The sequence below is a fragment of the Streptomyces sp. NRRL S-1022 genome (assembly GCF_000720135.1).
Classification (GTDB): Bacteria; Actinomycetota; Actinomycetes; order Streptomycetales; family Streptomycetaceae; genus Streptomyces.
Genome location: NZ_JOIU01000004.1, coordinates 1 through 15,060, shown reverse-complemented (window position 1 = coordinate 15,060; position 15,060 = coordinate 1). Strand labels below are relative to the sequence as shown.

The 15,060-nt window shown below is 72.5% G+C and carries 13 protein-coding genes and 1 pseudogene; 3 read left to right on the top strand and 11 right to left on the bottom strand.

Annotated elements, in window-relative coordinates:
* The gene (locus IG05_RS0104760) at positions 1-459 is read right to left on the bottom strand and encodes a cyclic nucleotide-binding domain-containing protein (RefSeq protein WP_030339430.1); all 459 of its coding nucleotides are present in this window, start codon (positions 457-459) and stop codon (positions 1-3) included.
* A gap of 274 nt (positions 460-733) precedes the next feature.
* Positions 734-976, bottom strand: a complete 243-nt coding sequence (locus IG05_RS0104755; RefSeq protein ID WP_030339429.1) for a hypothetical protein — start codon at positions 974-976, stop codon at positions 734-736.
* A gap of 134 nt (positions 977-1,110) precedes the next feature.
* Here IG05_RS0104755 and IG05_RS0104750 point away from each other — a divergent pair, with 134 nt between their 5' ends.
* Both IG05_RS0104750 and IG05_RS0104745 read left to right on the top strand, forming a co-directional pair.
* Positions 1,111-1,545: an ATP-binding protein gene (locus IG05_RS0104750; protein WP_030339428.1), complete on the top strand. Its 435-nt coding sequence runs from the start codon at positions 1,111-1,113 to the stop codon at positions 1,543-1,545.
* 259 nt (positions 1,546-1,804) lie between these two features.
* On the top strand, positions 1,805-2,656 hold the full coding sequence (locus IG05_RS0104745; protein ID WP_030339427.1) for a SigB/SigF/SigG family RNA polymerase sigma factor: 852 nt from the start codon (positions 1,805-1,807) through the stop codon (positions 2,654-2,656).
* A gap of 4 nt (positions 2,657-2,660) precedes the next feature.
* Here the strand turns inward: IG05_RS0104745 and IG05_RS0104740 are convergent, their stop codons facing one another.
* From IG05_RS0104740 to IG05_RS0104720, 5 genes and pseudogenes are all read right to left on the bottom strand, one after another.
* Positions 2,661-4,883: an FUSC family protein gene (locus IG05_RS0104740; RefSeq protein WP_030339426.1), complete on the bottom strand. Its 2,223-nt coding sequence runs from the start codon at positions 4,881-4,883 to the stop codon at positions 2,661-2,663.
* Between the two features lie 66 nt (positions 4,884-4,949).
* Positions 4,950-5,188: pseudogene (locus IG05_RS41875) on the bottom strand (DUF4287 domain-containing protein).
* A 94-nt stretch (positions 5,189-5,282) separates the two neighbouring features.
* Positions 5,283-6,659 carry an NAD(P)/FAD-dependent oxidoreductase gene (locus tag IG05_RS0104730; RefSeq protein WP_030339425.1) on the bottom strand — a complete coding sequence of 459 codons (1,377 nt, stop codon included), beginning with the start codon at positions 6,657-6,659 and terminating at the stop codon, positions 5,283-5,285.
* A 194-nt stretch (positions 6,660-6,853) separates the two neighbouring features.
* Complete coding sequence (locus tag IG05_RS0104725; protein WP_030339424.1) at positions 6,854-7,288, bottom strand: ATP-binding protein; 435 nt, start codon at positions 7,286-7,288, stop codon at positions 6,854-6,856.
* A 153-nt stretch (positions 7,289-7,441) separates the two neighbouring features.
* On the bottom strand, positions 7,442-9,340 hold the full coding sequence (locus IG05_RS0104720; protein ID WP_030339423.1) for an AMP-dependent synthetase/ligase: 1,899 nt from the start codon (positions 9,338-9,340) through the stop codon (positions 7,442-7,444).
* A 148-nt stretch (positions 9,341-9,488) separates the two neighbouring features.
* On the opposite strand from IG05_RS0104720, the gene IG05_RS0104715 reads away from it, so the two are divergent.
* The gene (locus IG05_RS0104715; protein ID WP_030339422.1) at positions 9,489-9,722 is read left to right on the top strand and encodes a DUF6480 family protein; all 234 of its coding nucleotides are present in this window, start codon (positions 9,489-9,491) and stop codon (positions 9,720-9,722) included.
* Positions 9,723-9,741: 19 nt separating this feature from the next.
* Here IG05_RS0104715 and IG05_RS0104710 read toward each other — a convergent pair whose 3' ends face one another.
* The 4 genes from IG05_RS0104710 to IG05_RS0104695 form a co-directional block, all read right to left on the bottom strand.
* Positions 9,742-10,830, bottom strand: coding sequence for a glutamate--cysteine ligase (locus IG05_RS0104710; protein WP_030339421.1), 1,089 nt, complete (start codon positions 10,828-10,830; stop codon positions 9,742-9,744).
* A 94-nt stretch (positions 10,831-10,924) separates the two neighbouring features.
* Positions 10,925-13,123 carry a 1,4-alpha-glucan branching enzyme gene (gene glgB, locus IG05_RS0104705; RefSeq protein ID WP_030339420.1) on the bottom strand — a complete coding sequence of 733 codons (2,199 nt, stop codon included), beginning with the start codon at positions 13,121-13,123 and terminating at the stop codon, positions 10,925-10,927.
* Positions 13,124-13,127: 4 nt separating this feature from the next.
* Positions 13,128-14,492, bottom strand: a complete 1,365-nt coding sequence (locus IG05_RS0104700; protein ID WP_030339418.1) for a maltokinase N-terminal cap-like domain-containing protein — start codon at positions 14,490-14,492, stop codon at positions 13,128-13,130.
* Between the two features lie 31 nt (positions 14,493-14,523).
* On the bottom strand, positions 14,524-15,060 hold a 537-nt coding region (locus tag IG05_RS0104695), incomplete at its 5' end, for an alpha-glucosidase C-terminal domain-containing protein (RefSeq protein WP_030339417.1).

The window sequence follows — 15,060 nt, the reverse complement described above, 5'->3', positions numbered from 1 at the left end:
CTACAGCGGCCCGCTGCGTCGCCGCATCGTGTACTGCTCCATCAGCTTCCCGCGGGTCGTCTCCAGCCGGCTGGCGAGGACCTCGGCCACCGTGCGGACCAGCGACAACCCGAGGAGCGGGTCCTCCACACACAGCCCGAGCACCGACGGTCCGTCGAACTCGTAGGCTCGTACGTCGGTGAAGGCGACCGCTCCGAAGTCCCACTGGTACGGCGGGAACAGCCAGGACCAGCCCAGCAGGTCGCCCGCGCCGAGCGAGGCCACGGTCACCCGCTGCCGGGAGGTGACCTGCTGGTCCAGGTGGACCGCGCCGGAGCGGATCACCCAGAACCGGTCGGCGGTGCCGCCCGCCTCGAAGATCCGGGTGTCCTCCCGGAAGGAGACCTCCTTGGCCAGCTCCATCAGGCGCTCGCGCTGCGTCTGGGGGAGGGCAGTGAGCAGTTTGATCGCTTTGGTCATGGCGCGGGGCTCCTCGCCGACGGCGGTGTGCGGTGGGGATGCGGCTCTTCCCTCCCATTTCAGCCGTTACGAGCGTCCCGGGCACCTCGAAGGGGTGGGTGTCCGCCTGCGTGTCGCGCTCCGGGCAGCAAAAAGCCCTGGCTGGACGGGGGAGGCCAGCCAGGGCCGTATGCGGTGGCGTCAGGAGGGGGGGAAGGACGGTTCCGCACCGCTCCGCGCCACGTATGGATGAACAATAAACCATCTGTCGTACTTTCGGGTAACCGAAACCGGGTCAGGTGACCTGCTTCACTCCGTCCGCCCGCACCGGGCCCCCGCCCGGCGAGACGATCTCCTCCAGCACCCGCAGCACCACCTCGTACGCCCGGGCCCGGTCCGTCGCCTCCCGCGCGCCCTCCGGGTCCGTCGCCGCCAGACTCAGGGCCCGCTCCCGCAGGGCCCGCTCCTCCTGCGCCGCATGTTCCCGGCCCCGCCGGATCCGCCGCAACAACTCGTCCGCGTCCACCACATCCGTCATGCCGAGCGGGTACCCGCTCGTACCGCCGTGATGACAGCGGCACCCACGGTGTTTGACAGTGCTCCGAAGGGTCAGCCGAAAGAGGAGAGAACCTTGCAATCCGGGCACCGTCAGGGGAGGAAGGGGAGGAAGGGATGCTCGACAAGCATCGGACCAGCTCCACCGCCGTCTCGCCGGAGGCGCGCCGCCGGGTACCGTGCCGGCCGGCCGAGGCCCGCAGAGCGGTCGAGCGGGTCATGACCGAACGGTGCCGGGACCGCGCGCTGCCGTGCGCACCCGAGACCGTCGAGGACGCCCTGCTGGTGACCTCGGAACTGACCACCAACGCGCTGCTGCACGGGGGCGGTATCACCGGCTTCGACGTCGACGTCGACTCCGGCGGGGTCCGCGTCTCGGTGAGCGACCGCAGCGGGGAACTGCCCGTGGCCGCCCGGCCCGGCGACGAGCAGGCCTCCGCCCGGCCCGGCGGCCGCGGCTGGCCCATCGTGTGCCGGCTGGCCCGCGACGTCCGGGTGGCGGAGCTGCCCCGCGGCGGCAAGTGCATCACCGCCGTCGTACCGCTGCACTGAGGCGGTCGGCGCACCGCCGGACCAAAGCGGTCCGAGAAGTTCCGCTCGGCCGTGTTTGCCCGCGAGGTCGAGGGGCAGGCGGAGTTTCGTGCTTCGGACCGGAGGCGCGCGCCCAGCGGGGCAGACAACCGCTGCCTGGGCCGCTTCCGGCGGCCCAGACGGCTCCCCCGCGGGCGAAACCCTGACACCACCGTTCGGGCCAAGACCCGGAACCGCTGTTCCGGCGGTGCCCTGAAACCACGTTCAGGAGCGATTCCGCATGCTGACCGACATGTCGACAAGCCGTCCCGGCGCCACCGCCGGCGGCGCCGCGACCCCCACCCGGCGCAACCATGACGACGCCCCCGATACCGCGGAGCTGTTCGCCCGGCTGGCGGAACTGGACGACGGTCCTGAGCGGGACGCCGTACGCGACGAACTCGTCTGCGCCTGGCTGCCCATGGCACACCGGATCGCCGGCCGGTTCCGCGACCGCGGCGAGTCCGTCGAGGACCTGCGCCAGGTGGCCGCCCTCGGCCTCGTGAAGGCCATCGACCGCTTCGACCCCTCGCGGGGGGCCTTCGAGAGCTATGCCGTGCCGACCATCACCGGAGAGGTCAAGCGTCACTTCCGCGACCGGATGTGGGCCCTGCGGGTGCCGCGCCGGGTGCAGGAACTGCGCAACCGGGTGCGGGTGGCCCGACGTGAGCTCACCCAGAACCCGGGAAGCCCCGAACCCACCGTCGCCGACATCGCCGCCCACACCGGACTCACCGAGGAGGAGGTGAACGCGGGCATGGAGGCGCTGGAGAGCTTCAGCACCCTTTCGCTGGACGCCGAGCTGTCCGCCGGCGACGACGGCTACAGCCTCGCCGACACCCTCGGCGAGACGGAAACCTCTTACGACGTCGTGGTCGACCGCGAGGCCGCCAAGGAAGGACTGCGCCGGCTGCCCGAGCGGGAGCGGGCCATCCTCTACATGCGTTTCTTCGAGGACATGACGCAGAGCCGGATCGCCGACCGGCTCGGCATCTCCCAGATGCACGTCTCCCGCCTGATCAGCCGCAGCTGCGCCCGGGTCCGCGACGAGGTGCTCGGCAGCCGCCGCCCCGGCGGCGCCGACCAGCGGTGAGCGGTCAGCTCCCGGGCTGCGCCGGCCCGCCGGCCACACCCAGCGGCCGGGCGAGGCCCGAGACGGCCTCGTCCAGCCGCTGCAGATGGCGCAGCACCCGGTCGGTGACCCGGCCGTAGCGCGGGGTGCGCAGGGTGCCCGGCTGAAGCATCGACGCGATGCTCGGGCCGGTTTCCAGCTCCGCGGTGGACCGCGGGTCCGTGAGGTGCGCGGCGATCGCCTCGATGTTGTGCACGATGCGCGCGCACGCCCCGCGCAGCCGCGGATCCGCCGCGATCGCCGGATGCGTCGGCAGCAGCTCGGCCGTGGCCGCGAGGGACCGCCCGTGGTACGCGCAGGTCTCCAGCAGCGCCACCACGTACCGGGCCGTGTTCCGGCGCGTGCGCAGCGGAGTGATCGGATGCGTCAGCGGCTGGGTGGCCGCGCGCAGGTCGGCCAGCGCCTGGTCCAGCTCGCGCGCCTCCTCCACCAGATCGCCGCCCGTCCCGCCGCTCAGCTGGTCGACGGCGCCCCGCGTCACGTCCGCCAGCCGCTCCAGGACCGCCACGAGCAGTTCGTTGGTGCGGTGGTGGGTACGGATCGGCAGCACCACCGCCGCCGCGATCACCCCGCAGGCCGCGCCGAGCGCCGTCTCCTCGATCCGCAGCACCAGCACGGACATGCTGTAGGTGTTCAGCAGTGTGTAGAGCAGCCCCAGCATGGCCGTCACGAAGAACGACATCAGTGTGTACGACAGGGGCGCGGTGTAGAACATCGCGAAGACGAACAGCAGCACCAGCGCGAACGCCGTCCACGTGTGGTGCCCGACCAGCGCGGCCAGCCCGATGCCGGCCACCACGCCCAGCACCGTGCCCAGCAGCCGCCGGTAGCCCTTCACCAGGATCTCGCCGGTGGACGCGGTGTTGATGAAAACGATCCAGCAGGTCAGCACCGCCCAGTACCAGCGCTGGCTGGACAGCAGCTCGCCGCCCACGATGGCCAGCGTGGAGCCGACCGCCACCTGGAGGGCGGCCCGGGTGGTGGGCCGCTGCAGACCGGCCGGCTGCGGCTCCTCCGGCTCGTTGTCCTCGCTGATCTCGATCGCTGCGTCCTCGGCGTCCAGCTCCTCGCGCGAGCGGGCGGTGGCCGGGGTGTCGTCGGACTCGTCCTGCGGCCCGTCCAGCGCGACCCGCAGGCCCAGCACGGCCCTGGCGGCCTCGCCGACGCCCCGGAAGGCGTCCTGCACGGCCGGGGAGGCCGCGGGCAGGTTCTCCTCCTCGCGGTAGCCGAGCAGCCGGTTGCGCACCTGGGCGAGCGCGGTCCCCGAGGCCTCCCCGGCCGGCCGCAGCATCAGCAGCCGCAGCGCCTGCAGATCCCGGTGCAGCGCGGCCGACGCCTCGTCCCGCACCGGCAGCTCGCCGCCGGAGGGCAGCGGGGCGCCCGGCAGGTGCAGCGTGAGAGTGTCGGTGCGCCGGGCGCTGCGCGCGGTGAGCAGCAGCAGGCCCAGCCGCTCGGCGGCGATCTCGGCGTCCGCGACCCGGCGCTGGAGCAGCCGGGCCACCGCCGGGTCCGAGGTGCCGTCCTCCAGCCGGCCCTGGATCATCAGCGCCGTCTCGTGCAGCCGCGCGGTGCCGGTGCGCAGGTCCTCCAGCAGCTTCTCCGCCTCGTCGGGACCGGCGTCCAGCAACTCGGCCTGGATGGCGACCAGCTGGGCGAGCCGGGCGCGGAAGGCCCGTCGCAGCCGGTCCAGGGTGCCCGCCGGTGTCTGCGGCAGCAGGACGAACCGGGCGGCGGCGCTGCACCCGAACGCCACGCAGAGCACGCCGTACAGCGGGGGCAGCGCGGACGCGGTCGCGCCCACGAACAGCGACAGGAAGTAGACCTGGAAGCCGATCAGCCCCAGCGCCGTGCCGCGGTCACCGAACCGGCGGCCGTAGACGGCGCAGAAGATGAGGACGACGAAGAACAGGTCCCCGGCGATCACGCGGTGGTTGAGCAGCGCGCCCAGCGACACCGAGGCCAGCGCCACCGGCAGTCCCACGGCGAGCGTGACGGCCTGCGGCCCGCGCTGTTTCTCGCGGATGGCGAAGGTGGCGACCATCGCCGCCATGGCCCCGGCGACCAGCTGGGGCACCGGGACACGCAGCGCGGCGAGCACCGTGAGGGTCAGGGCGATGGCGGCGACCGTGCGCAGTCCCGCGGTGAGCCGGAGCAGTCCTGGGTCCGACGCCGCCAGCCGGTCCCACATCCGTACCCGTCCCGACCGTGCCGCTGCCCTCACGCTGTCGTGCTCTCTCCCGTGCCGGTATTCGATCTACGACCCAGCATCGCACGTGGGCCCGGACTGGCGGCCCTCGGCCGGCGTGGCCGCCACCAGCGCGTTCGCGTGCCCGTGGCCGAGCCCGTGTTCGGACTTGAGCCAGGCGACGAGTTCCATGTGCTTCGTCAGCGGCGAGGAGCGGATCAGCTCCTGCCACTCGCCGACGGGCGGCCGTAGGTCTCCTCGATCGACGGGAAGTAGCTCGCCGGGCCCTTCACGGTCTTCTCGCTCATGCCGGGTGTCCCTCCGTGACGTGTTTCCTGATCACCGGGTAGGACCGCCGACCGGGTGGGGAATGATCGGCGGTCTCCGGTGATCCGGGTCACATCACGGCTGGTCGACGCCCGCGCCCTCCACCCGGGCCCTGACCTGTTCCGGCGTCAGGTAGGAGTCGGTGTACTCGAAGTCCTTCAGCCGGGCGGCCTTGCGGGCCTGGAAGCCGGTGCGCACGAAGTCGTCGCCGGCGACCGCGTTCAGCAGCCAGTTGGTCATCACCCGGGTCTTGGCGACGTTGGTGCGCAGCGCCGACCAGTGGTAGCCGCGGGCCACCGCCTGGGCGGCCAGCCCGCGCAGCTCGATACCCAGCGGCTTGGACACCGCGTCCTTGCCGCCGAGGTCGACGACCAGCCCCAGGTCCTTGTGCACGTACGGCTGCAACGGCTGACCCCGCAGCGCCGCGATGACGTTGTCGCCGACCTTCCGGCCCTGCCGCATGGCGTGCTGCGCGGTGGGCGGGCACACCGCGCCCTCCTGCCCCTTGGCCAGGTCCGGCACGGCCGCCGAGTCACCCAGCGCGAACACCCCGTCGTGGCCGGGCAGGCACATCTCCGAGGTGACCGCCAGCCGGCCCTTGACGGTCTCCGCGCCGAGCGTGGCGATGAGCGGGCTGGCGACCACACCGGCCGTCCAGATCAGGGTGTGCGTGGGCACCACCCGGCCGTCGGTGAAGGTGACCTCCTCCGGACCGGCCTTGTCGATGGAGACACCCAGCGAGACGTCGATGCCGCGGCGCCTGAGGATCTCCTGCGCGCTGCGGCCGAGCTTGTCGCCCAGCTCCGGCATGAGCTTGGGCGCGATGTCGATCAGGTGCCACTTGATCAGACCCGGGTCCAGCCGGGGGTAGCGCTGCACGGCCGCGTGCGTCAGCCGCTGCAGGCAGGCCGCGGTCTCGGTGCCCGCGTAGCCCCCGCCGACCACCACGAACTGCAGCCGCGCCGCCCGCTCGGCCGGGTCGTCGCTGGCGTCCGCCAGGTCGAGCTGGGAGATCACGTGGTCGCGGATGTAGGCGGCCTCGGCGAGGGTCTTCATCCCGAAGGCGTACTCGGTCAGGCCCGGGATGTCGAAGGTGCGGGTCACGCTGCCCGGTGCCAGCACGATGTAGTCGTAGGGCTCGTTGACGATCTTGTCGGTGATGGTGCGGACGACGCACACCTTCGCCTTCAGATCCACGCCGATCGCACCGCCCGGGATGATCCGGGTGCGGTACTTCTTGCTGCGGCGCAACGAGACGGCGATCGACTGCGGCGTGAGCACGCCGGAGGCGACCTGGGGCAGCAGGGGCAGGTAGAGCTGATAGGCGAACGGCGTCACCAGCGTGACGTCGGCCTCGTCCGGGGCGAGTTTCCGCTCCAGGCGGCGGACGCACTCGACTCCGGCGAAGCCGGCGCCAACCACCAGGATCCTGGGTCGTGTCACGGTGTCCATCCCTTTCTGCGGCTCCAGGCGGTCCGACTCGAACGCTGTTCGCATGCCCTGGATCGCTCAGCCGACTCCGATACCACCGTGCCTCCAGCCGTTCCGCCGACTGGGTACGGCAGGCAGACGAACGCGTGGGGACCAGCATGCCCCCACCGGGAGGCGGAGTAACCGGCTGGCGCACACCTACACGTCGAACATCCTCACCAGGGCAGGAACGCGTGAACGTCCTTGCCCCGCTCGTGCACCACGACGCTGACCTGGGTGCACAGCGTGTGCACCAGGTGCCAGCCGATCCCGCCACCACCGGTACGGGGGTGGAAGGGCCGTGGTTCCGGCTTCGTCGTGCTCGTGTCCCGCATCGTCACGTGCACCCCGTCGAACGTGCGGCGCATCCGCAGGTCGAACGGACCGGGTGCGTATTGAATCGCGTTCGCGGCGAGTTCCGTGACGACCAGCAGGATGTCGTCCCAGTACTCGTGCGCGCCCGGAGGTGCCTCCCGGGCGAGCGCGCGGAGGAAATCCTCCGCCGCGAGCCGCGCACCCGTGACATTGCGCAGCTCACCCGGGAAGGAGAACGTACGTTCGTACTTCTCCTCCGAGGGTGGCGTGTCGTCCCAGCGCCGCTCCGTCACCATCTCGCATTCCCCGGTCCCGGCCGGTCAGGGGCCGGGCTCGGACCCTGCGACCAGGACGGTCGTCGTTGCTGATCTCTTGCTGGGCTGCGGGTTCCCCCAGCCGGGCAGGCTACCCGTCCCCCCTTGGACCAGCTGTGCGTACGGCGCACCTCCTCACCGGAAGACATCGTCCGGTTCGTCCCACTCGGCCGGCTCCGGCGGACCCGGCCGCGACCGGGAGCGCGCCTGGTACATCGCCTCGATCTCGGCCGCGTAGTGCCGTACGACGGCGTCCCGGCGCAGCTTCATGGACGGGGTGAGCAGCCCGTTGTCCGGTGCGAACGATTCCTGCAGGACCCGGTAGACCCTGATGGACTCCGCGCGGGAGACCGCGCTGTTGGCGGAGGCCACGGCCCGCGCGATCTCCTCCCGCAGCGCGTTCTCCTCGCGGGTATCCCGGCCCGCGCTGTCGCCCTGGAGCGCGAGGGCGGCCCGCCAGTGCGCGAGGAACTCCGGGTCCAGGGTGATCAGCGCGCCCACGCACGGCCGGTCGTCGCCGATCACCACGGCCTGGTGGACCAGGGGATGCATCCGCAGCCGCTGCTCCAGCGGGGCCGGCGCCACGCTCTTGCCGCCGCTGGTGACGATGATCTCCTTCTTGCGCCCGGTGATCGTCAGATAGCCCTCGCCGTCCAGCCGCCCGATGTCCCCGGTGGCCAGCCAGCCGCCGCGCAGCACGGCCCGGGTCGCCCGCTCGTCGCTGATGTAGCCCTGGAACACCGAGGGGCCGCGCACCAGGATCTCCCCGTCGTCGGCCACCTGGATCTCGGTGCCCGGCAGCGGCCGGCCCACGGTCCCGGACTTCTCCCGGCCCAGCGGCTGCATGGTGATCCCGCCGGAGGACTCGGTGAGCCCGTAGCCGTCGTGCACGAACACGCCGATGCCCTCGAAGAACAGGCACAGTTCGCGACTGAGCGCGCTGCCGCCGGAGGTGCCGCGCACCACCCGGCCGCCGAGCGCGGCCCGCAGCCTGCGGTACACCGTCCGCTCGTACAGGGCGTGTTGCAGTCTCAGCTCCAGACCGGGACCCGGCCCGGTGCCCAGCCTCCGGCGCTCCTCGGCCGCGGCGAACTCCCGCGCGGTCTGCGCCGCCCGCTCGAACAGGCCGCCCCGGCCCGTCTCCTGGGCGGTGCGCAGGAAGGTCTTGTAGAGCTTCTCGAACAACGACGGCACGCCGTACAGGTACGTCGGCCGGAACGTGGTCAGGGCCGAGGCCAGCGCCGTCCCCGACAGCTCCGGCTCGTGCGCCATGAGCACCCCGCCGCGCACGCACATCAGCATGATCATGATGCCGTAGACGTGCGAGAACGGCAGGAAGGCCAGTACGGACGGCTGCTCGCCGGGCGGGGCGGCCGTGTGCACCCAGCCGGCCAGCAGCGTGTCGCACGGGTGGGCCAGGTTGCGGTGGCTGAGCGCGCAGCCCATCGGGCGGCCCGAGGTGCCGGAGGTGTAGACGACGGCCGCGGTGGAGTCCGGCAGCACGATCCGGCGCAGCGACTCCACGGTGGTGAACGGCACCACCGCGCCGCGCTCCACGAGGCCGGCCAGGGCCCCCGCGTCCAGCTGCCAGACGTGCCGCAGCCGCGGCAGCCGGGTGCACACGGTGCCGACGGTCATGACGCCCTGCTCGTCCTCCACGACCACGGCCACACAGCCGGCGTCCCGCAGCATCCACTCCACCTGGTCGCGCGCGGAGGCCGGATGGATCGGCACCACCTCGGCGCCCACGGTCCACAGCGCGTGCGCCAGCACCGTCCACTCGTAGCGGGTACGGGCCATCAGGGCCACCCGGTGGCCGGGCGAGATCCCGGCGGCGATCAGGCCCTTGGCCAGGTCGACCACCTCGTCCCGCAGCTCGACCGCCGTCACCTCCGCCCAGCCGGTCGCGGGCGGTCCGGCGCGGCGCGCCAGCACCGGAAGCGTCGGATCGAGGTCCGCCCGCTCGAAGACGCTGTCGGCGAGGCCGCCGGTGAGCGGCCGGGTAGCGGCTGGAGCGAGGGCGACGTCCCGCATGCGCTGCTCCTGGTGTACGGAGGGTCACTCCGCCGAACGGCTCGGTGTCGGCGGTGCTCGAATGTAGCCCAGACAAGCGCGTTCGGTGACGGGAACGAGGAATCGTGATCGGCTGATGATGTGGGCGTGTCCTGGGGACTCGGGAGGCATGAGTCATGTGAACCCTGATCCGGAGCCCGAACGCACCACCGGGCTGGAGCCCGGCGGCGGTGTCCCGCCCGGTGAGACACCGCCCGCCGAGAGCAGCATGCCCGAGGCCGGTCCCCGGGAGACGCACAACCCGACAAAGGGCTGGGCTAAGGCCCCGCTGACGCTGATCCTGGCCCTCGTGATCCTGATCGCCGCGTTCTTCCTGGTCTACGCCCTGGTCCTGATCCTCTGAGCAGCCGGGGGCGGGACGTTCAGCACTGGGTGCGGCGCACGCACTCGGTGACGACGTCCCGCAGGCTGCCGGTGCGCTCCAGCAGCCCGCGCTGCTCACGTGCGCCGTTGCCCGTCCGCAGCAGCTCCGCGACGGCCCGCTCGGCCCGTTCCGCGTCGCCGCTCTCGGTGAGCGCGTCCCCGGTGTACTCCAGCAGGGAGCGCAGCACCTGCGGGGCGGGCCGGGGCCGCAGGGTGACCGGGTCGAGGAGGTCCTCCTCGATGCCGTACCGCGCGGCCTGCCAGTCGGCCAGCCGCAGCAGGCTCACCCCGGGGTCGGGCGCGGGCAGGCCGGCCCGCCACTCCCGCGCGGTCGTCTCCACGAGCGCGCGGACGAGGGTCGCGAACAGTACGGCGTTCTCCGCGCCCAGGCACACGTCCGCCACCCGGATCTCCACCGTCGGGTAGCTGGCCGACAGCCGCGCGTCGAAGTAGACCATGGCCTCGTCCAGGATGACCCCGGTGGCCACCATCTCGGCCACGCGGCGGTGGTACTCCTCGGCGGACCCGAACGGCTCGGTCGGACCGGCCGAGGGCCACCGGTTCCACACCCGGCTGCGGTAGCTGGCGTACCCGGTGTTGCGGCCCTGCCAGAACGGGGAGTTCGCGCTCACCGCACGCAGGACCGGAAGCCACGGGCGCAGCCGGTCCAGGACCGCGACACCCTCCTCGTCGGACTCCACCGACACATGCACGTGGCAGCCGCACACCAGTTGGTCCCAGGTGGGGACGCCGTACCGCTCGGCCAGCCACTGGTACCGCTCGTTCACGCTCAGGGCGGGGCTGACCGGCAGCGGGGAGGTGGCCAGCGCGGCGACCCCGCAGCCGATCTGCCCGGCGTGCCGGGCCGCCTCCTTGCGGCAGCGGACGATCTCGTCGCCGAGGGCCGCCATGTCCGACTGCGGATGCGTGGCGAACTCCAGCATCTGCCCGAACAGCTCCTTCTCGAACACCTCCTGCCCGGGGTCGTCCTGGGCGGCACGCGCGAGGACGGCCGCCGCCAGGGCCTTCGGGTCTCCGCTGTCCGGATCGACGAGGAGGAGTTCCTCCTCCACTCCGACGGTGCGCACCTGGTGCCGCCCTTCTGTCCGTGCCGCTGGGGGCAGTCGTGGGTTCCGTACGACCGACGACTGCCCCCCGGACGGCCCTCGACACCTGCGGCCTTCAGCGCACGGGCACCATCCACACGGTGGCCAGCGGCGGAAGCGTCAGCCTCAGGCAGCCGTCCTCGGGCCGGACCGGCCCGCCGGCGCCGACACCGCTGCCGCCGTAGCGGACGTCGTCCGTGTTCAGCGCCTCCTGCCAGGCGGGGATCCCGTCCGGGACCCACAGGCGGTAGTCCTGCCGGACCACCGGGGAGAAGTTCGACACGGCGAGCAGCGGGCCGCCGTCGGCGGCGAACCGCAGGAACGCCAGGACGTTGTCCTCCGCCGCGTCGCACAGCACCCACCGGAAGCCGCCCGGGTCGGTGTCCCGCTGCCACAGCGCCGGCGTCGCCCGGTACACCTCGTTCAGGTCGCGCACCAGGCCCTGCACGCCCCGGTGGTCGCCGGCGGAGTGGTAGTCGTCGCCGAGCAGCCACCATTCCGGGCCGTGCTCGTGGGACCACTCCGCCCCCTGGGCGAACTCCTGCCCCATGAACAGCAGCTGTTTGCCCGGATGGGCCCACATGAAGCCGAGGTACGCCCGGTGGTTGGCGCGCCGCTGCCACCAGTCGCCGGGCATCTTCGACACCAGCGCCTGCTTGCCGTGGACCACCTCGTCGTGGGAGATCGGCAGCACGTAGTTCTCGCTGTAGGCGTACACCATCGAGAACGTCATCTCGTCGTGGTGGTACTTGCGGTGCACCGGTTCCTTCTGGATGTACTCCAGCGAGTCGTGCATCCAGCCCATGTTCCACTTCAGCCCGAACCCGAGCCCGCCGCTGTCCGTCGGCCGGGTCACCCCGTCCCACGCGGTGGACTCCTCGGCGATGGTCACCACGCCCGGGCAGCGCCGGTACACGGTGGCGTTCATCTCCTGGAGGAAGGCCACCGCGTCCAGGTCCTCCCGGCCGCCGAACACGTTCGGCTCCCACTGTCCGGAGTCCCGCGAGTAGTCCAGGTAGAGCATGGAGGCGACGGCGTCCACGCGCAGCCCGTCGATGTGGAACTCCTCGCACCAGTAGACCGCGTTGGCGACGAGGAAGTTGCGCACCTCGGTGCGGCCGTAGTCGAACTCGTACGTCCCCCAGTCCGGGTGCTCCGCCCGCCGGGCGTTCCCGGGCTCGTACAGCGGGTCCCCGTCGAACCGGGCCAGCGCCCAGTCGTCCTTCGGGAAGTGCGCCGGCACCCAGTCCATGATCACGCCGAGGCCGGCCCGGTGACAGGCGTCCACGAAGTACCGGAAGTCGTCCGGGGACCCCAGCCGGGGCGTCGGCGCGTAGTACGAGGTGACCTGGTACCCCCACGAGCCGCTGAACGGGTACCCGGCCACCGGCATCAGCTCCACGTGCGTGAAGCCCATCCGCTTGGCGTAGGCCGGGAGTTCCTCCGCGAGTTGCCGGTACGACGCCCCCGGCCGCCACGACGGCAGGTGCACCTCGTACACCGAGAAGGGTGCCTGGTGCACGGGGGTGTCACCGCGGTGCGCCATCCACTCCGCGTCGCCCCACTCGTACCGCGAGGCCGTCACCACCGACGCGGTGTCCGGCGGCACCTCCGTGCCCCGCGCCATCGGGTCCGCCTTCAGGAACCGGTGGCCGTACCGGGAGGTGATCTCGAACTTGTACCGGGTGCCCTCGCCGATCCCGGGCAGGAACAGCTCCCACACCCCGGACGCGCCGAGCGAGCGCATCGGGTACTGGGTGCCGTCCCAGAAGGTGAAGTCCCCGGCCACCCGCACGCCCTGGGCGTTGGGCGCCCACACGGTGAAGCGGGTGCCGGCCACGCCCTGGTGGACCATCGGTTCGGCTCCGAGCGCCCGCCACAGCTGCTCGTGCCGGCCCTCCCGGATCAGGTGCAGATCCAGCTCGCCGAGGGCGGGCAGGAAGCGGTACGGGTCGTCCACCTCCTGCTCGCCGTCGTCGTACGTCACCAGCAGGGTGTACGCCGGGACCTGGGCGCAGGGCAGGACGGCGGCGAACAGACCGTCGCCCTCCGACCGCAGCGCGGTGCGCTCGCCGTCGATCACGACGCTCACCGTCCGGGCGTTGGGGCGCAGCGCCCTGAACAGCGTGCCGCCCGGCACCGGGTGGGCGCCCAGCAGGGCGTGCGGATCGTGGTGCGCGCCGGCCAGCAGCCGGCCGCGGTCGGCGGGGTCGAGACCGGCGGCCGCGGCCGGCCTCGGGCCCGCGGCCTCGGGACGCGTGGTGCGCAGTGCCATGGGGTCAGCCTCCCCACACGGCGAGTCGCTTGATCGCCGCCATCGGTACCGGCAGCCAGTCGGGCCGGTGTCTCGCCTCGTACAGCACCTCGTAGACCGCCCTGTCCGTCTCGTGCGCGCGCAGCAGCGCGTGCTTCTTGCGTGGGTCCCAGCCGGCGCGGGCCGCGTAGCCCGCGCAGAACGCCTCCCGGCAGCGGCGCGCCCACTCGGGTCGCCAGGGGCGGCGCTGCCGGGCCGCGTAGTCGAAGGAGCGCAGCATCCCCGCGACGTCCCGCACCGGGGACTGCGGGGCGCGCCGCTCGGCCAGCGGCCGGGACGGCTCGCCCTCGAAGTCGATGACGAACCAGTCGCGGCCGGCCCGCAGCACCTGGCCGAGGTGCAGGTCGCCGTGGATGCGCTGGGCCGGCGGCCCGGTGTCGCAGGTGGCGAGCGCCCCGAACGCGGCCTTCAGGCCGGGGACGAAGGGCTGCAGTGCGGGCACGGCGTGCGCGGCGGCGTCCAGCCGCGCGCACATCGCCTCGGCCGTACGGCCGTTCTCGCCCGGCCCGGCCGGCGGGAAGGCCTCGGCCAGCGCCAGGTGCACCTCCGCCATGGCCCGGCCCAGCGCACGGGCCTCGGTGGTGAAGTGGTCGCCCGCGGCGAGCGCCCGCAGCGCCAGCGTCCAGCCGTCGGTGGCGTCCGGCAGGAAGGGCTGGAGCACACCGAGGGTGGCGGGGCGGGAGCCGGTCGTGGTGAACCAGGCCACCGGTGCGGGCACCCGGGTGCAGCCCTGTGCGGCCAGCGCGGCCGGCACCTCCAGGTCCGGGTTGACGCCCGGCTGGATCCGGCGGAAGAGCTTCAGGATGTACGCGTCGCCGTACACGATCGAGGAGTTGGACTGCTCGGCGTCCAGCAGCCGCGGTGGCAGCCCGCCGGGTACCAGGGCCGCCGGGTCCGCCTCGAACCGCAGCGGACCCGCCGTGCCGGGCTGCCGCACCCGCTCCAGCAGCAGGTGTGCCGAACGCGGGTCGTGCAGCGCGTCGTACACCGCGAGCCCGGCCAACGGGCCGTCCTCGGCGCGCCCGATGAACGCCTGCTCCAGCCGTGGGGCCAGGTGCGGGCGCAGCCCCAGCAGCAGCTGGTAGCAGTCCCCGGGCGGGGGAGTGCCGCCGGGGGTGGGCACCGGCACGTGCGAGGCGTGCACCAGCAGGTGCAGACACCCCGGGAACAGTTCGGTCACGGACAGCACCGTCAGATCGGTGACGGGCCGGTCCTTGCCCGCGAACCAGCGTTGCCTCGGCAACCACTCGCGCAGCAGCGCGCCGAGCGAGACCAGCGGGCCGTCCGTGCCGACGGCGGTTCTCGGTCGGGGAGTGATGGTCTTCGGCATGGTGACGCGTCCTTTCCTCGGCGCCGTCGGATCAGCGGCGGCGGCCGATGCGGGATGCGACTCGGGTGAGCCGGAACCAGTAGAAGCCGTGGCCCTGCAGGGTGAGCAGATAGGGCAGTTCACCGATCGCGGGAAAGCGCACACCGCCGATCAGCTCGACCGGGTGCCGGCCGTCGTAGGCCCGCAGGTCCAGCTCGGTGGGCTGGGCGAAGCGGGAGAAGTTGTTCACGCACAGCACGAGGTCGTCGCCGTACTCGCGCAGGAAGGCCAGCACCGCGGGGTTGGAGGACTGGAGTTCCGTGAACGAGCCGAGTCCGAAGGCCGGGTTCTGCTTGCGGATCTCGATCATGCGGCGGGTCCAGTGCAGCAGCGAGGAGGGCGAGGACATCGACGCCTCGACGTTGGTGACCTGGTAGCCGTAGACCGGGTCCATGATGGTGGGCAGGTACAGGCGTCCCGGGTCGCACGTCGAGAAGCCGGCGTTGCGGTCGGGTGTCCACTGCATGGGGGTGCGGACGGCGTCGCGGTCGCCGAGCCAGATGTTGTCGCCCATGCCGATCTCGTCGCC